Annotated in this window: 14 protein-coding genes and 1 pseudogene; 7 read left to right on the forward strand and 8 right to left on the reverse strand. The window is 67.7% G+C overall.

Going from position 1 to position 17,708, the window contains the following annotated elements:
* The first annotated feature begins 27 nt into the window (after positions 1–27).
* On the forward strand, positions 28–693 hold the full coding sequence (locus IHQ52_RS19600) for a chymotrypsin family serine protease (protein ID WP_006434784.1): 666 nt from the start codon (positions 28–30) through the stop codon (positions 691–693).
* Positions 694–902: 209 nt separating this feature from the next.
* Here IHQ52_RS19600 and ilvC read toward each other — a convergent pair whose 3' ends face one another.
* The 3 genes from ilvC to IHQ52_RS19615 all read right to left on the reverse strand — a co-directional run bounded on the left by ilvC (position 903) and on the right by IHQ52_RS19615 (position 4,491).
* Positions 903–1,916: a ketol-acid reductoisomerase gene (ilvC, locus tag IHQ52_RS19605; protein ID WP_006434783.1), complete on the reverse strand. Its 1,014-nt coding sequence runs from the start codon at positions 1,914–1,916 to the stop codon at positions 903–905.
* A 95-nt stretch (positions 1,917–2,011) separates the two neighbouring features.
* Positions 2,012–2,515: an acetolactate synthase small subunit gene (ilvN, locus tag IHQ52_RS19610; RefSeq protein WP_006434782.1), complete on the reverse strand. Its 504-nt coding sequence runs from the start codon at positions 2,513–2,515 to the stop codon at positions 2,012–2,014.
* A complete protein-coding gene (locus IHQ52_RS19615) occupies positions 2,512–4,491 on the reverse strand; it encodes an acetolactate synthase large subunit (RefSeq protein WP_006434781.1) in 1,980 nt (659 codons plus the stop codon). Before IHQ52_RS19615 ends, ilvN begins: the two co-directional genes overlap by 4 nt.
* Before the next feature lie 334 nt (positions 4,492–4,825).
* Here IHQ52_RS19615 and IHQ52_RS19620 point away from each other — a divergent pair, with 334 nt between their 5' ends.
* From IHQ52_RS19620 to ilvD, 3 genes are all read left to right on the forward strand, one after another.
* Positions 4,826–5,305, forward strand: a complete 480-nt coding sequence (locus tag IHQ52_RS19620; protein WP_096274213.1) for a PH domain-containing protein — start codon at positions 4,826–4,828, stop codon at positions 5,303–5,305.
* Positions 5,306–5,382: 77 nt separating this feature from the next.
* Positions 5,383–6,726, forward strand: a complete 1,344-nt coding sequence (mgtE, locus tag IHQ52_RS19625; RefSeq protein WP_024500522.1) for a magnesium transporter — start codon at positions 5,383–5,385, stop codon at positions 6,724–6,726.
* A gap of 281 nt (positions 6,727–7,007) precedes the next feature.
* Positions 7,008–8,852, forward strand: coding sequence for a dihydroxy-acid dehydratase (gene ilvD, locus IHQ52_RS19630; RefSeq protein ID WP_006434778.1), 1,845 nt, complete (start codon positions 7,008–7,010; stop codon positions 8,850–8,852).
* 84 nt (positions 8,853–8,936) lie between these two features.
* Here the strand turns inward: ilvD and IHQ52_RS19635 are convergent, their stop codons facing one another.
* Entirely contained in the window at positions 8,937–10,181 is a 1,245-nt protein-coding gene (locus tag IHQ52_RS19635) for a DoxX family protein (RefSeq protein ID WP_096274215.1), read from the reverse strand.
* A gap of 106 nt (positions 10,182–10,287) precedes the next feature.
* Between IHQ52_RS19635 and IHQ52_RS19640 the strand changes: the two genes are divergently transcribed.
* The gene (locus tag IHQ52_RS19640; protein WP_006434776.1) at positions 10,288–11,391 is read left to right on the forward strand and encodes a PQQ-dependent sugar dehydrogenase; all 1,104 of its coding nucleotides are present in this window, start codon (positions 10,288–10,290) and stop codon (positions 11,389–11,391) included.
* A gap of 209 nt (positions 11,392–11,600) precedes the next feature.
* On the opposite strand, the gene gatB is transcribed toward IHQ52_RS19640, so the two are convergent.
* Positions 11,601–13,106, reverse strand: coding sequence for an Asp-tRNA(Asn)/Glu-tRNA(Gln) amidotransferase subunit GatB (gatB, locus tag IHQ52_RS19645; RefSeq protein ID WP_006434775.1), 1,506 nt, complete (start codon positions 13,104–13,106; stop codon positions 11,601–11,603).
* A gap of 115 nt (positions 13,107–13,221) precedes the next feature.
* On the opposite strand from gatB, the gene IHQ52_RS19650 reads away from it, so the two are divergent.
* Together IHQ52_RS19650 and IHQ52_RS19655 are read left to right on the forward strand one after the other, a co-directional pair.
* Positions 13,222–13,452: a PspC domain-containing protein gene (locus IHQ52_RS19650; RefSeq protein WP_006434774.1), complete on the forward strand. Its 231-nt coding sequence runs from the start codon at positions 13,222–13,224 to the stop codon at positions 13,450–13,452.
* Positions 13,453–13,566: 114 nt separating this feature from the next.
* The gene (locus IHQ52_RS19655; RefSeq protein ID WP_238063810.1) at positions 13,567–14,586 is read left to right on the forward strand and encodes an IS481 family transposase; all 1,020 of its coding nucleotides are present in this window, start codon (positions 13,567–13,569) and stop codon (positions 14,584–14,586) included.
* Here the strand turns inward: IHQ52_RS19655 and IHQ52_RS19660 are convergent.
* From IHQ52_RS19660 to IHQ52_RS19670, 3 genes and pseudogenes are all read right to left on the reverse strand, one after another.
* Positions 14,583–15,617 carry a 6-phosphofructokinase gene (locus tag IHQ52_RS19660; protein ID WP_006438866.1) on the reverse strand — a complete coding sequence of 345 codons (1,035 nt, stop codon included), beginning with the start codon at positions 15,615–15,617 and terminating at the stop codon, positions 14,583–14,585. The genes IHQ52_RS19655 and IHQ52_RS19660 overlap by 4 nt on opposite strands.
* A 77-nt stretch (positions 15,618–15,694) precedes the next feature.
* Positions 15,695–16,308: pseudogene (locus IHQ52_RS19665) on the reverse strand (response regulator).
* An 88-nt stretch (positions 16,309–16,396) separates the two neighbouring features.
* Positions 16,397–17,677 (reverse strand): sensor histidine kinase, encoded by a 1,281-nt coding sequence (locus IHQ52_RS19670; protein WP_040005118.1) that lies wholly within the window; start codon positions 17,675–17,677, stop codon positions 16,397–16,399.
* Between the last annotated feature and the right edge of the window lie 31 nt (positions 17,678–17,708).

Consider the following 17,708-nt stretch of genomic DNA (forward strand, 5'->3'; position numbering starts at 1 on the left):
ATTTGCGAAATCAGAAGTGGAGAGCGGATGACGAAGAAGCTGACGGCACTGTTGGCGGTTTTGGCTGCGACGGTGCTGGCCGGCTGGGGAGCGGGCGTCGCGGTCGCGGCCCCGGCGAAGATCTTCCTCGGGGGCGGCTCAGGAATCCTGGTTCTCAAAGGTGGGAACTCGGCTGCGGCCTGCACCTTGACGACGATCGGCCGCTCGAAGACCGGCAAACTGATCGGCATCACCGCGGGCCACTGTGGCAACCCGGGCCAGAAGGTCTATTCGGAGACCTTCCAGGACCGTGGACAGGCCGGCACCATCACCTACTCGGCCTCCGACCTCGACATGGCGATCATCGAGATGGACGCCTCGCGCGTGGTGCCGCTCCGGACCGTGCGTGGCGTGACGATCCGATCGGTCGACACCCGGCCGATCGGCTTCCCCACCATTGCCTGCAAGGAAGGCCGCACCACCGGCAACACCTGCGGCATCGCCTGGTTCTCCGACGGCGACGTCCATCTGAGCCAGCTGTGCGTGATCGAGGGCGACTCCGGTAGCCCGGTCGTCGTCGGCGACCGCCTCGTCGGCATGGTGAACGCCTACTACTTCCTCGGCTGCTTCGGCCCGGAGACCGGTACCAACATCAAACCGATCCTCGATCGGGTGGCCTCGCTCCCCGACTACAAGGGATACCGCGTCGCCTGACGCCTGATCGAACTTCCCTCGCGACGCCCCGGGTTACCACCCGGGGCGTCGCGCTTTCCCTGGGCCTTACGCAAAGCCACCCTTTTTCGGCATTTCCACCACCTCGCGGGGTGGTGGAAATGCCGAAAAAGGGTGGCTCTGTCGTTGGCAGACGACGGCAGGCCCGCACCTCCGAAGAGGTGCGGGCCTGCTGTCAGAGTGGCTGAGACTCAGGCGGTCTCGGTGATCGGACGATCAACCCAGCTCATCAGGTCGCGCAGCTTCTTGCCGGTGACCTCGATCGGGTGCTCGGCGTTCTGCTTGCGCAGGCCTTCGAGCTCCTTGTTGCCGCCCTCGACGTTGGCGACGAGGCGCTTGACGAAGGTGCCGTCCTGGATGTCCTTGAGGATGGCGCGCATGCGCTCCTTGGTGTCGGCATCGATGACGCGCGGACCGGAGACGTAGCCACCGAACTCGGCGGTGTCGGAGACCGAGTAGTTCATGCGGGCGATGCCACCCTCGTACATGAGGTCGACGATGAGCTTGAGCTCGTGCAGCACTTCGAAGTAGGCCATCTCCGGCGCGTAACCGGCCTCGACCATGACCTCGAAGCCGGCCTTGACCAGTTCCTCGGTGCCACCGCAGAGCACGGCCTGCTCACCGAAGAGGTCGGTCTCGGTCTCTTCCTTGAAGGTGGTCTTGATGATGCCGGCACGGCCACCGCCGATGGCGCTGGCGTAGCTGAGTGCGAGGGCCTGGCCCTCACCCTTCGGGTCCTGGTGGACCGCGATGAGCGCGGGGACGCCCTTGCCGTCGACGAACTGACGACGCACCAGGTGGCCGGGGCCCTTGGGGGCGACCATGGCGACGGTGACGTTGGCCGGAGCCTTGATCAGGCCGAAGTGGATGTTCAGGCCGTGACCGAAGAACAGCGCGTCGCCGTCCTTGAGGTTCGGCTCGATGTCCTCGGTGAAGATCTGTGCCTGCGAGGTGTCGGGCGCGAGGACCATGATGACGTCGGCCCAGGCAGCAGCCTCGGCTGCGGTGAGGACCTTGAGGCCCTGCTCCTCGGCCTTGGCCTTGGACTTGGAGCCCTCACGCAGACCGATGACGACGTCGACGCCCGAGTCACGCAGCGACAGCGAATGCGCATGGCCCTGGCTGCCGTAGCCGATCACCGCGACCTTGCGACCCTGGATGATCGACAGATCCGCGTCGTCGTCGTAGAACAGTTCGATGGCCACTTTGTTTCCCTTCGATTTGTGGCGCCCCTCGCGATTTTCTCTCTCGCCGAGGGACTTCTAAATTCTTCGCCGCTGTTTCCAGCGGAGTGTATCGGTCAGCGATTGACCGACATGCTCTTCGGTCCGCGACCCAGCGCGACTGCACCGGACTGGGCGATCTCACGGATGCCGTAAGGATCGAGCATCCGCAGAAGAGCCTCGAGCTTCTCCGACGTACCGGTGGCCTCGATGGTGAGCGACTCCGGCGACACGTCGATGACCTTGGCGCGGAACAGGTTCACCACCTCGATGACCTCGGTGCGCACCGTCGAATCGGAACGGACCTTGACCATCATCAGCTCGCGGGACACCGAGTTGGCCGGGTCCTGCTCGACGATCTTGATCACGTTCACCAGCTTGTTGAGCTGCTTGGTGACCTGCTCGAGCGGGAAGTCCTCGACGGAGACCATGATGGTCATCCGCGAGATCCCCTTGAGCTCGGTCGGTCCGACGGCAAGCGACTCGATGTTGAACCCGCGACGCGAGAACAATCCGGAGACGCGGGCGAGGACGCCCGGCCGGTCCTCGACCAGGACGCTGAGGGTATGGGTGGTGCTCACTTCTGGTCCTTCTCTGCTGCGCGGTCGGCCGGAGCGTTGTCGACCTTCTGGTCCACAGTCCCGCGTGGGGCGTTCATCGTCTCGTGGATCTCGACCGGGTCCGACGCCGACTCGTCGTCGTCGAACAGCGGCCGGATGTCGCGGGCCGCCATGATCTCGTCGTTGCCGGTGCCCGCGGCGACCATCGGCCACACCTGGGCGTCCTTGCCGACGATGAAGTCGATGACGACCGGACGGTCGTTGATCGCGCGTGCCTGAGCGATGACGTCGTCGACGTCCTCCTCACGCTCGACGCGGAAAGCGACGCAGCCCAACGCTTCTGACAGCTTGACGAAGTCCGGGATCATCCGCGAATGCGTCGCCAGATCGGTGTTGGAGTACCGCTCCTCGTAGAACAGGGTCTGCCACTGCCGGACCATGCCCAGGTTGCCGTTGTTGATCAGCGCGACCTTGATCGGGATGCCCTCGATCGCGCAGGTGGCCAGTTCCTGGTTGGTCATCTGGAAGCAACCGTCGCCGTCGATGGCCCACACCTCGGTGTCGGGTGCGGCGGCCTTGGCGCCCATGGCAGCGGGGACGGCGTAGCCCATCGTGCCCAGACCACCGGAGTTGAGCCAGGTGCGCGGCTTCTCATAGGAGATGAACTGCGCCGCCCACATCTGATGCTGGCCGACGCCGGCGCAGTAGACCGCGTCGGGTCCGGCGGCCTTGCCCAGCGCCTGGATGACGAACTCCGGCGACATCGAACCGTCGGTCTGACGGTCGTAGCTCAGTGGGTACGTCTTCCGGATGCCGTCGAGGTAGGTCCACCACTCCGACAGATCCGGCGTGGCGCCACTGGTCGCCCGCTCGTCGCGCAGCGTCTCGGTCAGCTCGGCGATGACGGCTTTGCAGTCGCCGACGATCGGGACGTCGACCGGCCGGTTCTTGCCGATCTCGGCCGGGTCGATGTCGGCGTGGATGACCTTGGCGTCGGGGGCGAAGGAATCCAGCTGTCCGGTCACCCGGTCGTCGAACCGTGCGCCCAGCGTGATCAGCAGATCGCTTCGCTGCAGCGCACCGACGGCGGCCACGGTGCCGTGCATACCCGGCATACCCAGGTGCTGGTTGTGGCTGTCGGGGAACGCGCCGCGCGCCATCAGGGTCGTGACGACCGGGATGCCGGTCAGCTCGGCGAGCTCGAGCAGCTCCGCGGACGCGTTGGCCTTGATCACACCGCCACCGACGTAGAGAACCGGCGACTTCGCGGCGTTGATCATCCGAGCCGCCTCGCGGACCTGCTTGCCGTGCGGCTTGGTGACGGGACGGTAGCCGGGCAGGTCGATCTGAGGCGGCCACGAGAACGTGGTCTGGCTCTGCAGGATGTCCTTGGGGATGTCGACGAGAACCGCACCCGGACGTCCGCTCTCGGCGATGTGGAACGCCTCGGCGATGGTCTTGGGGATGTCGATCGCACGGCTGACCAGGAAGTTGTGCTTCGTGATCGGCATCGTGATGCCGGAGATGTCGGCCTCCTGGAAGGCGTCGGTGCCGATCAGCGACCGACCGACCTGACCGGTGATGGCCACGACCGGCACCGAGTCCATCTGCGCATCGGCCAGCGGGGTCACCAGGTTGGTGGCACCCGGGCCCGAGGTGGCCATCATGACGCCCGCGCGACCGGCGACCTGGGCGTAACCGGTGGCGGCGTGGCCGGCACCCTGCTCATGGCGGACCAGGACGTGACGGACCTTGGTGGAGTCCAGAAGCGGGTCGTAGACCGGCAGGACCGCGCCGCCGGGGATGCCGAAGACGACCTCGACACCGAGCTCCTCGAGGGATCGGACCACCGACTGCGCACCGCTGACGCGCTCCGGCGCGACGGTGTGCTGACCTACCGCACGGATGTTGCCCGCCGCGGGCGACTGCTGACGCAGTCCGGCGTTACGCGTCGGCTCACTGCGGCCGGCGTCGTTGCGTGCTGTTGGTGCGCTCACTGCACGATCCTCATCTTGTCTGTATTTCGGTGGTGGGGTGATGTGACTACCTGACATGAAAAAACCCCCGACAGCTTCCGCTGTTCGAGGGTGGCGCGTCGATGCCGGTAGGGGTCTGCGAAGTGACCGGTCAGGCGACGCGCCAGCCGATTACTACGAGGATCCCGTTAATCATCACGTTGATCACGGTAGGACCGCGCGTCGTTCTGAGTCAAACTCCGGACCATGCCGTCCCACATGATGGGAAGGCACAGGTGGTGACGGACGTCTCACCCACTACTCACGGGTACACCCGACGCCGGACTCGCCGCGGCCGGGTTGGCACAATGGAGACGTGCCGACTGATTCCAGCGACCCTGCCGCCCAGCCTCCGCGCAGCTCCCGGACACCACGCGACGCGGCGGCCGCCGACGACTCCCTCGAGATCACCTACCCGGTGACCTTCCGGATGAATCGGCTCGCCTACTTCACCGTGCCGATGCTCGCACTGGTCGTGGTCCTGCTGATCGGCGCCTCGCCGTGGTTCGCCTTCGCCTTCGTGGTGCCGGCCGTGCTGTGGTTCTGGATTCATCGTCTGCGCACGATCGTCACCGAGGACGGATTGCGTGCGGTCGGATTCTCGACCACCGAGGTGGCCTGGTCCGACATCGCGGGCCTGCAGTTCCCCAAGTGGAGTTCGGTGCGCGCCGTCCTCCACAACGGTGAGCGAGTTCGCCTCCCCGCCATCGGTTTCCGCGACCTGCCCGCGCTGTCGATCGTCAGCGGAGGACGGATTCCGGATCCGTTCGAGGCGGCCGCGAGCCCCGACGAGTAGAACCGGCACGCCCCAGAGGCACAGAATCGACGCTGCGCGAACGGCTTTGACACGGACTCGGCCGTTAGGCTCGTCGGGTGACGTACGCGACGCTCGACGCGAACCAACTCGACGACCTGATCTCCGACGGTGAACTCGGCGCGGTCGCGACCGCGCTGTCCGCGATCCCCGCCGGTGACATCGCCGCTCTCCTCGACCGTCTCCCCCACCAGTCGCGGGGCGTGGCGTTCCGCCTCCTGCCCAAGGATCTCGCCGTCGAGGTCTTCGACGATCTCTCCGCCGACTCCCAGCGCAGGCTCATCGACGACCTCGGGACGGTCGAAGTGGTCGCCGCGTTCGATCACCTCGACCCCGACGACCGCGCGGAACTCCTCGACGAACTGCCCGCCGGTGTCGCCCGGGCACTCATCCAGCAACTGACCCGGGCCGAACGCGACGTCACCGCCGTCGTACTGGGTTATCCCCGCGGTTCGGTGGGGCGGCGGATGAGCCCGGAGTTCGTGCACGCCCGACTCGACGAGACCGCCGGCGCGGCGCTGAGCCGAGTGAAGGAGCGCGGGCACGCCGCCGAGACCATCTACACCGTGCCCGTGCTCGACGATGCCCGCACGCTGAGCGGCGTCGTCAGTCTTCGTGACCTGCTACTCGCCGATCCGGAGGCACCCGTCGCCGGTCTGATGCGCAAGCCGATGTTCGCGCACTCCGACGACGACGCGGAGTCCACCGCCCAGCGGTGCGTCGATCGGGGCATCCTCGCGATGCCCGTCGTCGACCGCGACAACCGACTCGTCGGCGTCCTCACCATCGACGACGCGGTCGAAGTCGTCGAACAGGCCCGCGACACCGACGAAGCCCGTGCCGGTGCCCGCGAACCACTTCGCGAGCCGTACCTGCATGCGTCGATACTGTCGATCACCCGCGCCCGGATCGTGTGGCTGTTCGTCCTCGCGGTGTCGGCGATCCTCACCGTGAACGTTCTGGAGATCTTCGAGGGCACGCTCGAACAGAAGGTCGCCCTCGCGCTGTTCATCCCACTGCTCACCGGGATCGGCGGCAACACCGGTTCGCAGGCCGCGACCACCGTCACCCGCGCCCTCGCGACCGACGACGTGACGACCCGCGACGTCGTGCGCGTCGCCGGCAAGGAGATCCGGGTCGGTCTGACGATGGGCTCGCTGCTCGGCGTCGTCGGATTCGCCGTCGCCGCACTGGTGTACGGCATCGACATCGGCACGGTGATCGGCCTGACCATCGTGTCGATCTGCACGATGGCCGCGACCGTCGGCGGGGTGATGCCGCTGGTCGCGAAATCCATCCGCGTGGACCCGGCGGTGTTCTCGACCCCGTTCATCTCCACGTTCTGCGACGCGACCGGTCTCATCGTCTACTTCTCCATCGCCAAGGCGGTCTTGGGAATCTGACGCCGCCACCCGGCATCGCGAGCGTCCGTCCACGGCCGAATCGTTTTGTTTCCGCATGTCACAGCGGAGTAGCCTGGTCTCTCGGCGACTCGCGACGCCCACCCTCAGCGTGCGACGCCCCGTTCAACCCAGTTCCCGGGGCACACGGCCCTGTGAAAAACACCCTCGGGATCCCGGTGTTGACGCCACGAGTCCGACGCGGCGAACGCCTCCGGCCCAGGAGCCCGAAGGCGTTCGGCCGGAACGACTCCGCCCGACCCGACGATCGATATGAGGAAGCCATGCCAGCCCTGAGGTCACGCACCACCACCGTCGGCCGCGAAGCCGCCGGCGCCCGCTCCCTGTGGCGCGCCACCGGGATGACCGACGACGATTTCGGCAAGCCGATCGTGGCGATCGCCAACTCGTACACGCAGTTCGTGCCGGGGCATGTGCACCTCAAGGATGTCGGCGAGATCGTCGCCGACGCAGTGCGCGCCGCCGGTGGCGTCCCCCGCGAATTCCACACCATCGCCGTCGACGACGGCATCGCGATGGGTCACGGCGGCATGCTGTACTCGCTGCCCAGCCGCGAGATCATCGCCGACTCGGTCGAATACATGGTCAACGCCCACACCGCCGACGCGCTGGTGTGCATCTCCAACTGCGACAAGATCACCCCCGGCATGCTCAATGCCGCGATGCGCCTGAACATCCCGACCGTGTTCGTCTCCGGCGGACCGATGGAGGCCGGCAAGGCCGTCGTCGTCGGCGATGTCGCTCATCCGTCTTCGGACCTCATCACCACCATCTCCGCGTCGGCCAACAGCGACGTCGACGAGGCCGGGCTGGACGAGGTCGAACGGTCGGCCTGCCCGACCTGTGGCTCGTGTTCGGGCATGTTCACCGCCAACTCGATGAACTGCCTCACCGAGGCTCTCGGACTCGCCCTGCCGGGCAACGGTTCCACGCTGGCCACCCACGAGGCGCGGCGTGCGTTGTTCGAGCGCGCGGGCAAGGTGGTCATCGACGCCGCGAACCGCTGGTACCGCGACGACGACGCCTCGGTCCTGCCCCGCAACATCGCGACCCCGGCCGCCTTCCGGAACGCGATGGCGCTCGACGTCGCGATGGGCGGCTCGACCAACACCGTGCTGCACATCCTCGCCGCGGCACAGGAGGGCGAGGTCGCCGATTTCGACCTGTCGACCATCGACGAGATCAGCCGCAGGGTCCCGTGCCTGTCGAAGGTGTCCCCCAACTCCGACTACCACATGGAGGACGTCCACCGCGCCGGCGGAATCCCGGCGATCCTCGGTGAACTCCGTCGCGCCGGACTGCTCGACGACACCACCTCGACCGTCCACACGCCGACGATGGCTCAGGCCCTCGACGACTGGGACATCCGCGGCGGCAAGGCTCTCGACGAGGCCGTCGAACTGTTCCACGCGGCGCCGGGTGGCGTGCGGACGACGACCCCGTTCTCCACGGCGAACCGGTGGAGTTCACTCGACACCGACGCCGCCGGGGGCTGCATCCGCGACCTCGAGCACGCCTACACCGTCGAAGGCGGGCTGTGCGTGCTGCGCGGCAACCTCGCGCCCGACGGTGCCGTTCTCAAGACCGCCGGCATCGACGAGGACCTGTGGCACTTCGAGGGTCCGGCCCGCGTGGTCGAGAGCCAGGAGGATGCCGTCCAGGTCATCCTCTCGAAGACCATCCAGGCCGGCGAGGTCCTGGTCGTGCGCTACGAAGGCCCTGCGGGTGGTCCGGGCATGCAGGAGATGCTGCACCCGACCGCCTTCATGAAGGGCACCGGCATGGGCAAGAAGTGCGCGCTCATCACCGACGGCCGGTTCTCCGGCGGATCGTCGGGTCTGTCGGTCGGCCACATGTCGCCGGAGGCGGCGTCGGGGGGCGCGATCGGACTCGTCGAGGACGGCGACCGGATCCTCATCGACGTCAAGACGCGTCGACTCGAGGTGCTCGTCGACGACGACGTGCTCGCCGAGCGCCGGGCGAAGATGGAGGCCTCCGAGCGTCCGTGGCAGCCGAAGGACCGTCAGCGCACGGTCACGACCGCGCTGCGCGCGTACGCGAAGCTCGCGACCTCGGCCGACAAGGGCGCGGTCCGTCAGGTCGACTGACGCCTCTCAGCAGAAGATGCGGGGTGCGTACCGGAGTCCGGTACGCACCCCGCATCCTGTGTCGGAGCTTGCTCGTCGTGCGACTCAGTTGAGCGGGTTGGTGCCGTTCGCCAGAATCCAGACGGCAGCGGCCGCCCCGATGCCGACGATCAGCCACACGAAGGACCCGACGAACGGTCGACGGGCCCAGCCCCGCGGGTAGTCCAGTGAGTACAGGCCGGGACCGGTGAGGATGACCGCGGCCGCGGTGGCCGCGAGGAACAACTCGTACTCCGCTCCCTGTGCCGCGGCGAAGAATTCGAAGCCGCCGGCCGAGGACACCCGGTACGCCGCGGCGACGAGCATCGTGCCGAGGATCGCCGACGCGCCGATCGGGGTCAGCAAGCCGAGGATCACCATGAGGCCGCCGACCGTCTCCGCGAGTGCGCCGACGATCGCGAGGATCTGCGCGTAGTCGGCGTTGAACCCGCCGTCGACGAGCATCTGCTCGAATCCGCTGAGCCGCGGCCCGTTCCAGAGGCCGAACAGTTTCTGCAGGCCGTGTGCGCCGACGAACGCGCCGAGCGCGATCCGCAGCAGCAACAGGCCGAGGTCGATGGTGCCGCGCCGCGACTTCGCGACAGCGTCCTCGAGTTCGTCGTCGGCCACCGACCTCGTGTCGTACTCGTCCTCATGCGCCCGGCTCCGTCGACGACCGAACAGTCGCCGACCCGGTGACTCGTCGTCGAGCAAAGCGGTGTCCGACGAACGCGGTTCGTCCGGGTGCGCGCGGTAACGGCCGGTGTCGTCCTCGTCGTCGAGGAAGTCGTAGCGGCCGGTGCCGACCGGTGGCAACGCGGGTTCGGGCCTGGTCGCGGTGTCGTCGGCGGGGATCTCGACGGAGGTACCGGTCTGGGCGGCCGGGCGGCGCCCGAACGCGACGGTCAATTCGCCGTCCGACTGCGGGCTCCGGGACTCCGGAGTGCTCGCAGGTCCCGCGGTGCCCCGAGGTTCCGGGGAGCGAGCAGGTACGGGGCTGCTCGCAGGTTCCGGGGTGCGCACGGTTTCGTGTACAGGTGCCGGTGGCGGGTTGTCCACGGTGCCCCTGATCTGGCGGGTCTCCACATCGCCGGGATCGATGTCGTCGAGTTCGTCGACCCGCGAATACGGTGCCGGCGAACGCCGTGCGTGCCGGTTGTAGAAGTCGTCCCGGTCGACCGCGGGCGGCGGTACGGCGGTCGGTGGATGGTCCGTCACCGGGATCTGACCGGTCGGCTCGTCGTATGGGCTGGTCGCGGACGGGCTCGACGTATCGGGCTCCCTGTCGCTCGGCGTGTCGCGTTCGCTCACATGCCCGACTCTAGAGGCTCGCGGTGTGCGGTCCCCGCACCCCGACGGGGTGAGTCGGCACACCATTACTGTGGACGCCATGTGGAAGGGGCGGCCGACGGGCCGAATGCTGGTGGCGGTTCTGGCGGTGATCGCGCTCGCTCTGGGCGGCTGCGCGAACTTCACCGAACAGGACCGTCAGCGGGAGGCCGGCGCGTTCAGTCCCAACAACCGTCCGAGTGGCCAGGCCGAGCCGACGCCGCCCCCGGAGACGCCGCGGGAGACCCAGCCGCCGCCGACGGGACCGTGCGTCGACCCCGATCCCGCGGTGATCGCGACCTGTCTCGCGTCGACGGGTGGGGTGATGCCCGGGGACGAGCAGGGCGAGGTCACGGTGGTCGCCGAACGCACGACCGGGAAGATCATCACCACCAAGCGCTATGGCCCCGAACGGGTCCTCGGTCAGGCGCCGGTCGACGCGTCGGGCGACGGCGGACTCATCGATTTCGCCTTCTCCCCCACCTACTCCCAGGACCGCCTGATCTACGCACTGATCACCACGCCGTCGGACAACCGGGTCGTCCGTCTCGCCCCCGGCGACGTGCCGAAGCCGATCCTGACCGGAATCCCCAAGGGGGCCACCGGGAACATGGGCTCTATGTACTTCCGCTCGCCCACCGAGCTGGTGGTCGCCACCGGCGACGCCGGGTACCCGGCCGCCGCTGACGACGCGTCGTCACTGGCCGGGAAGCTGCTGCTGATCACCTCGTTCACCTCGGGTGTGAGCCCGCGCCCGCAGATCCTGGCCTCGGGCTTCGGATCATCGGTCGCCCTGTGCCCCAACGCATCCACCGGGACCATCTACGTCGCCGACCAGAAGGCCACCGAGGACCGCGTGCAGGTCATCGAAGAAGGTGGCCCCAAGGTGCTCTGGACGTGGCCCGACAAGCCGCAGATCGCCGGGTGCGGCGTGGTCGGCGGCAGCATCTTCGTCTCGACGACCCGCACCCAGCGGATCGAGGGCATCCGCGAACCGACCCGCGAGGACCCGACGATCACCCCTCCCGTCGTAGCCCTCGACCGCCGCTACGGCGCGCTCGGCCGGATGGCCGCTCTTCCCAACGGACTCCTGCAGGTGGCCACCGTCAACAAGCAGGTCGGCAATCCGAAGCCGACCGACGACCGCGTGTTCCGCTTCCTCCCGCAGGGAGGGGGCAACGACCGGACCTGAGCGGGCTTCGACCGCACCGGGCTTCGACGCGGTTCCTCGCTGCGCTCGGTACCGACTCAGCCGGCAGCAAGCGCCACCGGCACTGCGCTCGGTACCGACTCAGCCGGCAGCAAGCGCCACCGGCACTGCGCTCGGTACCGGCTCAGCCGACAGCAAGCGCCACCGACGCTGCGCTCGGTACCGGCTCAGCCGGCAGCAAGGGCCACCGACTACGAGCAGGCCGCGAGCACCAGTTCCTTGACCCGTGCCGGGTCGGCCTGTCCGCGGGTGGCCTTCATGACGTCGCCGACGATCTTGCCGGCCGCGGCGACCTTGCCCCCGCGGATCTTCTCGGCGATGTCGGGGTTGGCGGCCAGTGCGTCGTCGACGGCCTTCTGCAGGGCCGAGTCGTCGCGGACGACCTCGAGGCCGCGATCGGCGACGATCTGAGCGGGTTCGCCCTCGCCGTCGAGCACCGCGGTGGCGACCTGCTGGGCGAGCTTGGTGGTCAGCTTGCCCTCGTCGACGAGTCCGATGATCTCGGCGACCTGCGCCGGCGTGACGGACAGGTCGGCGAGTTCCACGCCACGCGAATTGGCCTGCTGCGCAAGGAACGACACCCACCATCCGCGGGCCGCCTCAGGTGACGCGCCGGCGTCGACGGTGGCGATGATCAGGTCGACGGCACCCACGTTGACCAGGTCGCGCATGACCTCGTCGGACACACCCCATTCCTCCTGGATGCGCGCGCGACGCAACCACGGCAACTCGGGCAGCGTGGCTCGGAGTTCCTCGATCCACGCCGAATCCGGCTGGACCGGAGGCAGATCCGGCTCCGGGAAGTAGCGGTAGTCCTCGGCGGTCTCCTTGCGGCGTCCGGCCGAGGTGGTGCCGTCGGCCTCGTGGAAGTGCCGGGTCTCCTGCACGATCTCGCCCCCGGCCTGCAGAATCGCGGCCTGGCGGCGCATCTCGTAGCGAACGGCGACCTCGACGCTCTTGAGCGAGTTGACGTTCTTGGTCTCGGTGCGGGTGCCGAATTCGGTCGCGTCCTTGGCCATCAGCGACAGGTTCACGTCGCAGCGCATCGAGCCCTGGTCCATCCGCACGTCCGACACGTCGAGGGACTTGAGCAGATCACGCAGCGCCGTCACATACGCGCGGGCCACCTCGGGTGCGCGGTCGCCCGCGCCCACGATGGGACGGGTGACGATCTCGACGAGCGGCACACCGGCGCGGTTGTAGTCGAGCAGCGAGTGGCTCGCGCCGTGGATTCGCCCGGTGGCGCCGCCGATGTGCAGCGACTTGCCGGTGTCCTCCTCGATGTGTGCGCGCTCGATCTCCACGCGCCACGTGGTGCCGTCGCCGAGCAGGACGTCGAGGTAGCCGTCGTATGAGGTGGGCTCGTCGTACTGCGAGATCTGGTAGTTCTTCGGCTGGTCCGGGTAGAAGTAGTTCTTCCGCGCGAACTTGCTCGACGGCCGGATCGAGCAGTTCAGCGCCAGGCCGATACGGATCGCCGATTCGATGGCCTTGGCGTTGGCGACCGGCAGCGAGCCGGGCAGACCGATGCACACCGGGCACACCTGGGTATTGGGGTCGGCGCCGAAGTCGGTCGGGCATCCGCAGAACATCTTGGTCGCGGTACCCAGCTCGACGTGCACCTCGAGGCCCATCACCGGATCGAAAGCGGCGATGACCTCGTCGTACTCCAACAGTTCGACGGCGGCGGAAGTCATGGCTGCCAGTTTATGCGGCGATATCCCAGGGATACGTTCAGGGTGATCACCGATGCCGGGAACCGGTCGTCGAACCTACCGTCGAAGACATCAGTTCACCGACCGAGGAGTCCCGATGACCACCGCACAACCCGCTTCCCCCGCACCGCGACTGACGCGATCACGCTCGAACGCATGGCTGGGCGGTGTCTGCGGTGGTATCGCCGAACGATGGGGCTGGGACCCGACCCTGGTGCGTGTCCTGTTCGTGCTGTCGATGCTTCTCCCCGGCCCCCAGGTGCTCATCTACCTGGCGCTGTGGATCGTCATCCCCCGCGAACCCGCACCGGCCGTCACCGTGGTCTAGCTGTACTGACCCGGGACGTTAGGTACGGGGTTCGGCGAGTCGGCGTGACATAGGGAAGACCTCCGAGTGAGGTGTGGAGCTGTCTAAGAACCGCTCCTCAACCCGGAGGTCTTCATGTCTCACCGTAATTCACCGTTGTCCCCGACTGGCCGGCTGCGTCTGGCTCGGTGTGTTGTCGAGGATGGGTGGCCGCTGCGGCGTGCCGCGGACCGTTTCAATGTCTCGGTGACCACGGCCAAACGGTGGGCCGACCGCTACCGCGACCACGGGCCCGCAGGGATGGTTGACCGCTCAAGCCGGCCCCGCTCATGCCCGCATCGCACCACCCGTCGCCGGGAACGCCGGGTGGTGGGGTTACGCGTGTCGCGCCGTTGGGGACCAGCTCGGATCGGGTTCCACCTGGGGTTGAACGTGTCCACAGTCCACCGCATCCTCACCCGGTACCAGTGTGTGCGGTTGTCGTGGACCGACCCGGCCACCGGAGCACCGGTGCGTGCACGACGACGTGAGGTTCGCCGGTATGAACGCGAAGCTGCCGGGGACTTGATCCACGTCGACATCAAGAAGCTGGGCAGGATCCCCGACGGTGGCGGGCACCGCGTGCACGGCCGCGCCCGAGGCGGCCGCAACTCCAGTGCCCATCGCGATCCGTCCCGGCCCCGCACCGTGCAGGGCCGCCCCAACCTGGGATACGCCTACCTGCACCACGCCGTCGATGATCACTCCCGATACGCCTATTCGGAGATCCTCGCTGATGAGAAGAAGGAAACCGCGACCGCGTTCATGACCCGGGCCTTGGCCCACTTTGCCTCGATCGGCGTCACCACCACACGGGTGATGACCGACAACGGGTCCTGTTACCGGTCCAGAATGTTCCGGAAACGATTGGCCGACAACGGGATCAAACACAAATGGACACGACCGTACCGGCCGCAAACCAACGGCAAGGTGGAACGATTCAACCGCACACTGCAAGAGGAATGGGCCTACGCCCGCCCCTACAACAGCGAGACCGAACGCGTGGCCGCCTTCGACGAGTTCCTGCGCATCTACAATCACGAACGCAGCCACACCGCACTCAGAGGCGACTCACCCGCCGACCGCGTACCCAACCTGGCGGGTCAGTACACCTAGCCGAAGATGACCCGGATCTCCTTGTACTGATCCAGGGGCACGGTCTTCAGTTCGCCGAGCGCCTCGTCGAAGGTGATCCGGTCGATCCGGGTCCCGTGCAGGGCGACCATCTGTCCCCAGCCCTTCTCGGCGACGAGGTCCGCGGTGGCCATGCCCATGCGGGTGGCGAGAACCCGGTCGTAGGCCGACGGCACACCGCCGCGCTGGATGTGGCCGAGGACCGTGGCCCGGGTCTCGATGCCGGTCCGTTCCTCGATGAGCGGCGCCAGCACCTCCGCGACTCCCCCGAGGCGTGGCCGGTTGAATTCGTCGCGCCCCTTGGTGGAGTACGCCTCCGTCATCTCGGGGAGTTTGAAACCCTCGGCGACGACGACCATCGGTGCACGACCGCGCGCCTTGACACTGGTCACCCAGGCGCAGATCTGATCGAGACTCTCGGGGTTCTCGGGGATGAGGATGACGTGCGCGCCGCCGGCGATACCCGAGTGCAGGGCGATCCAGCCGGCATGGCGCCCCATCACCTCGAGCACCATGCACCTCCTGTGCGAGTTGCCGGTGGTCCGGAGGCGGTCGATGGCCTCGGTCGCGATCTCGACGGCGGTGTTGAATCCGAACGTGTAGTCGGTGGCGTCGATGTCGTTGTCGATCGTCTTCGGGACGCCGACGATGTTGATGCCGTCGTCGAACAGTCGCTTCGACGCCGACGCCGTGCCCTCGCCGCCGATCGCGATGACACCGTCGACGCCGAGGTTCTCGAGCACCTTCTTGATGTTGTCCGCGCCGCCGTCGGGTTCGGTGTACGGACCGAACCTGCTCGTCCCCAGGATCGTTCCACCCTGATTGGACAGACCGCGCACCGTGGATCGGTTCAGTTCCATGATGTCGCCGTAGACGAGGCCCGCCCAGCCGTCCTTGAAGCCGACGAACTCGTGACCGTAGACGGTCTCACCCTTGAGCACCGCACCGCGGATGACGGCGTTCAGACCGGGGCAGTCACCGCCGGAGGTGAGAATGCCGAATCTCTTGGCCATGTGGTGAGACCCTCCTTCTCGAGCGCGACGGACACCCCCAATCTAGTGCCCGCGGGCCCGACCCGCTGACCACGAAATCACTTGATCCCGTTCTCGTAGGCGAACACCACGGCCTGCGCACGGTCCCGCAGCGCCAGTTTGCCCAGGAGACTGCTCACGTGGGTCTTGACGGTCTGTTCGGTGACGTAGAGATCGGCGCCGATCTCGGCGTTCGACTTGCCGTCGGCCACGAGGTCGAGTACCTCCCGCTCGCGCGGGGTGAGGTGTTCGAGTGCCGGGTTGCGGCTGGGGCGTCGACGGCGTGCGGTCACCTCGGTGATGAGTCGCTTGGTGATCGACGGCGCGAGCAGCGCTTCGCCGGCGGCGACCACGCGCACCGCACGCACGAGTTCGTCGGCGGGCGCGTCCTTCAGCAGGAGCCGGACGCACCGATCCGCAATGCCTCGTAGACGTAGTCATCGATGTCGAAGGTGGTGAGCATCAGCACGCGGGTCGGCGGTTCCAGCCCGGCCGACAGGATCTGTTCGGCGGCCCACAACCCGTCCTTGCGCGGCATCCGCACGTCCATCAGGACGACGTCGGGACGCGCACGCCGGCACACCTCGACCGCTTCGACCCCGTCGGCGGCGTCCCCGAGCACGGACAGGTCGGGCTGGGCGGCGAGCAACGCCGAGAAACCCTGACGCACCATCGCCTGATCGTCGGCGACGACGACGGTGATCGGACCGGTGTTGCCCTGTGCTTGCTGCGATTCCGCGTTGATCGGCACGCCTGACACGCTACTGGTCGGAGACCGGCGAGGAGACCTTCGGCACGGTCACCGACGACGGTGCGCCGGCGACGACTCCGTCGCGTGGTGGCGTCATCGGGATGCGCGCACGCACCGCGAACCCGCCGTCGACCGTCGGTGCCGCGACGAGCGAACCCCCTACGGCCTGCGCACGTTCGAGCATCCCGGGGATACCGACGCCGTTGCCGCCGATCCCGAGCGGTTCGGCCGTCGGCGCCGAATTGACCACGGCCACCTCGACGGTGCCGTGCTCACCCGGTGTCACACTCACCAGCGTGCGGCTGCCCGGCGCGTGCCGGGTGGCGTTGGCCAGCGACTCCTGAACGATCCGGTAGATCACCAGTGCCGCCGATTCCCCCACCCCGGCATCGTCGACCTCGCGGATCAGCGTGACCTCGGAGCCGGCCCGAGAAGTCTCGGCGACGAGCGAATCGATCTGCGCCAGGACTGGATTGGGGGCGGTGGTCTCGGCGCCCTCGACCCGCAGCACCCCGAGCAGCTGCCGGACCTCGTCGAGTGAGGTCCGGGCGGCATCGGCGATGGCGTCGAATTCGGCTGCCGCCGCAGGCGAGACGTCGTCGATCCGGTAGCGCGCGGTCTGCGACATCACGACGACCATCGACATGCGGTGTGCCACCACGTCGTGCAGGTCGCGGGCGATGCGCGCGCGTTCCTGCAGCACCGCGGATTCGGCCTCCGCCTCCTCGGTTTGTCTCGTGCGAGCGGCGAGCTGCCGCCGCGACGCCATCAGTCCGCGGAGCAGTGCCACGACGACCGCGAGCACCGAGATCCCGACGATCCACGCGGGGTGCACCGCGTAGGCGACGACGAGCGAGGTCGTGAGCCACACCAGCGGAATCCATCGCAACGGGCAGCGCAGCATCACCATGGCCGTCAGCACGAGCAGCTCGATGAAATGGGTGACCTGGATGGTGAGTTCCCAATCGTTGCGCGTGGGCACGACGAGACCGATGACCTGCGCCGAGACCACCGAGACCGCCCAGCCGACGAGCGGCGCCGACCAGGCGAGCGCGATGGGGAGCGCGGCGAACGCCGCGACGACGGGCAGGACGAACGTCGGCACGGAGTGCGTCACCGGCAGCGTCGGCCAGGCGATCGAATACATGATCAGGGCCACGATCAGGAAGAACCAGTTGACCCGCGAGGAGAAATAGGCACGCACCGCGGGGTCCTGGGCGACCGGCGCGGTGGACGCCCAGTCGACGAAGTCGCCGCCGGCCGCGCGCAGATGCTTGCGTAAACCGAACATGAGGTTCACCCTAGGCTCCGAGGGGCCCGGC

It is taken from the genome of Gordonia amicalis (assembly GCF_022059885.1).
Lineage (GTDB): Bacteria > Actinomycetota > Actinomycetes > Mycobacteriales > Mycobacteriaceae > Gordonia > Gordonia amicalis.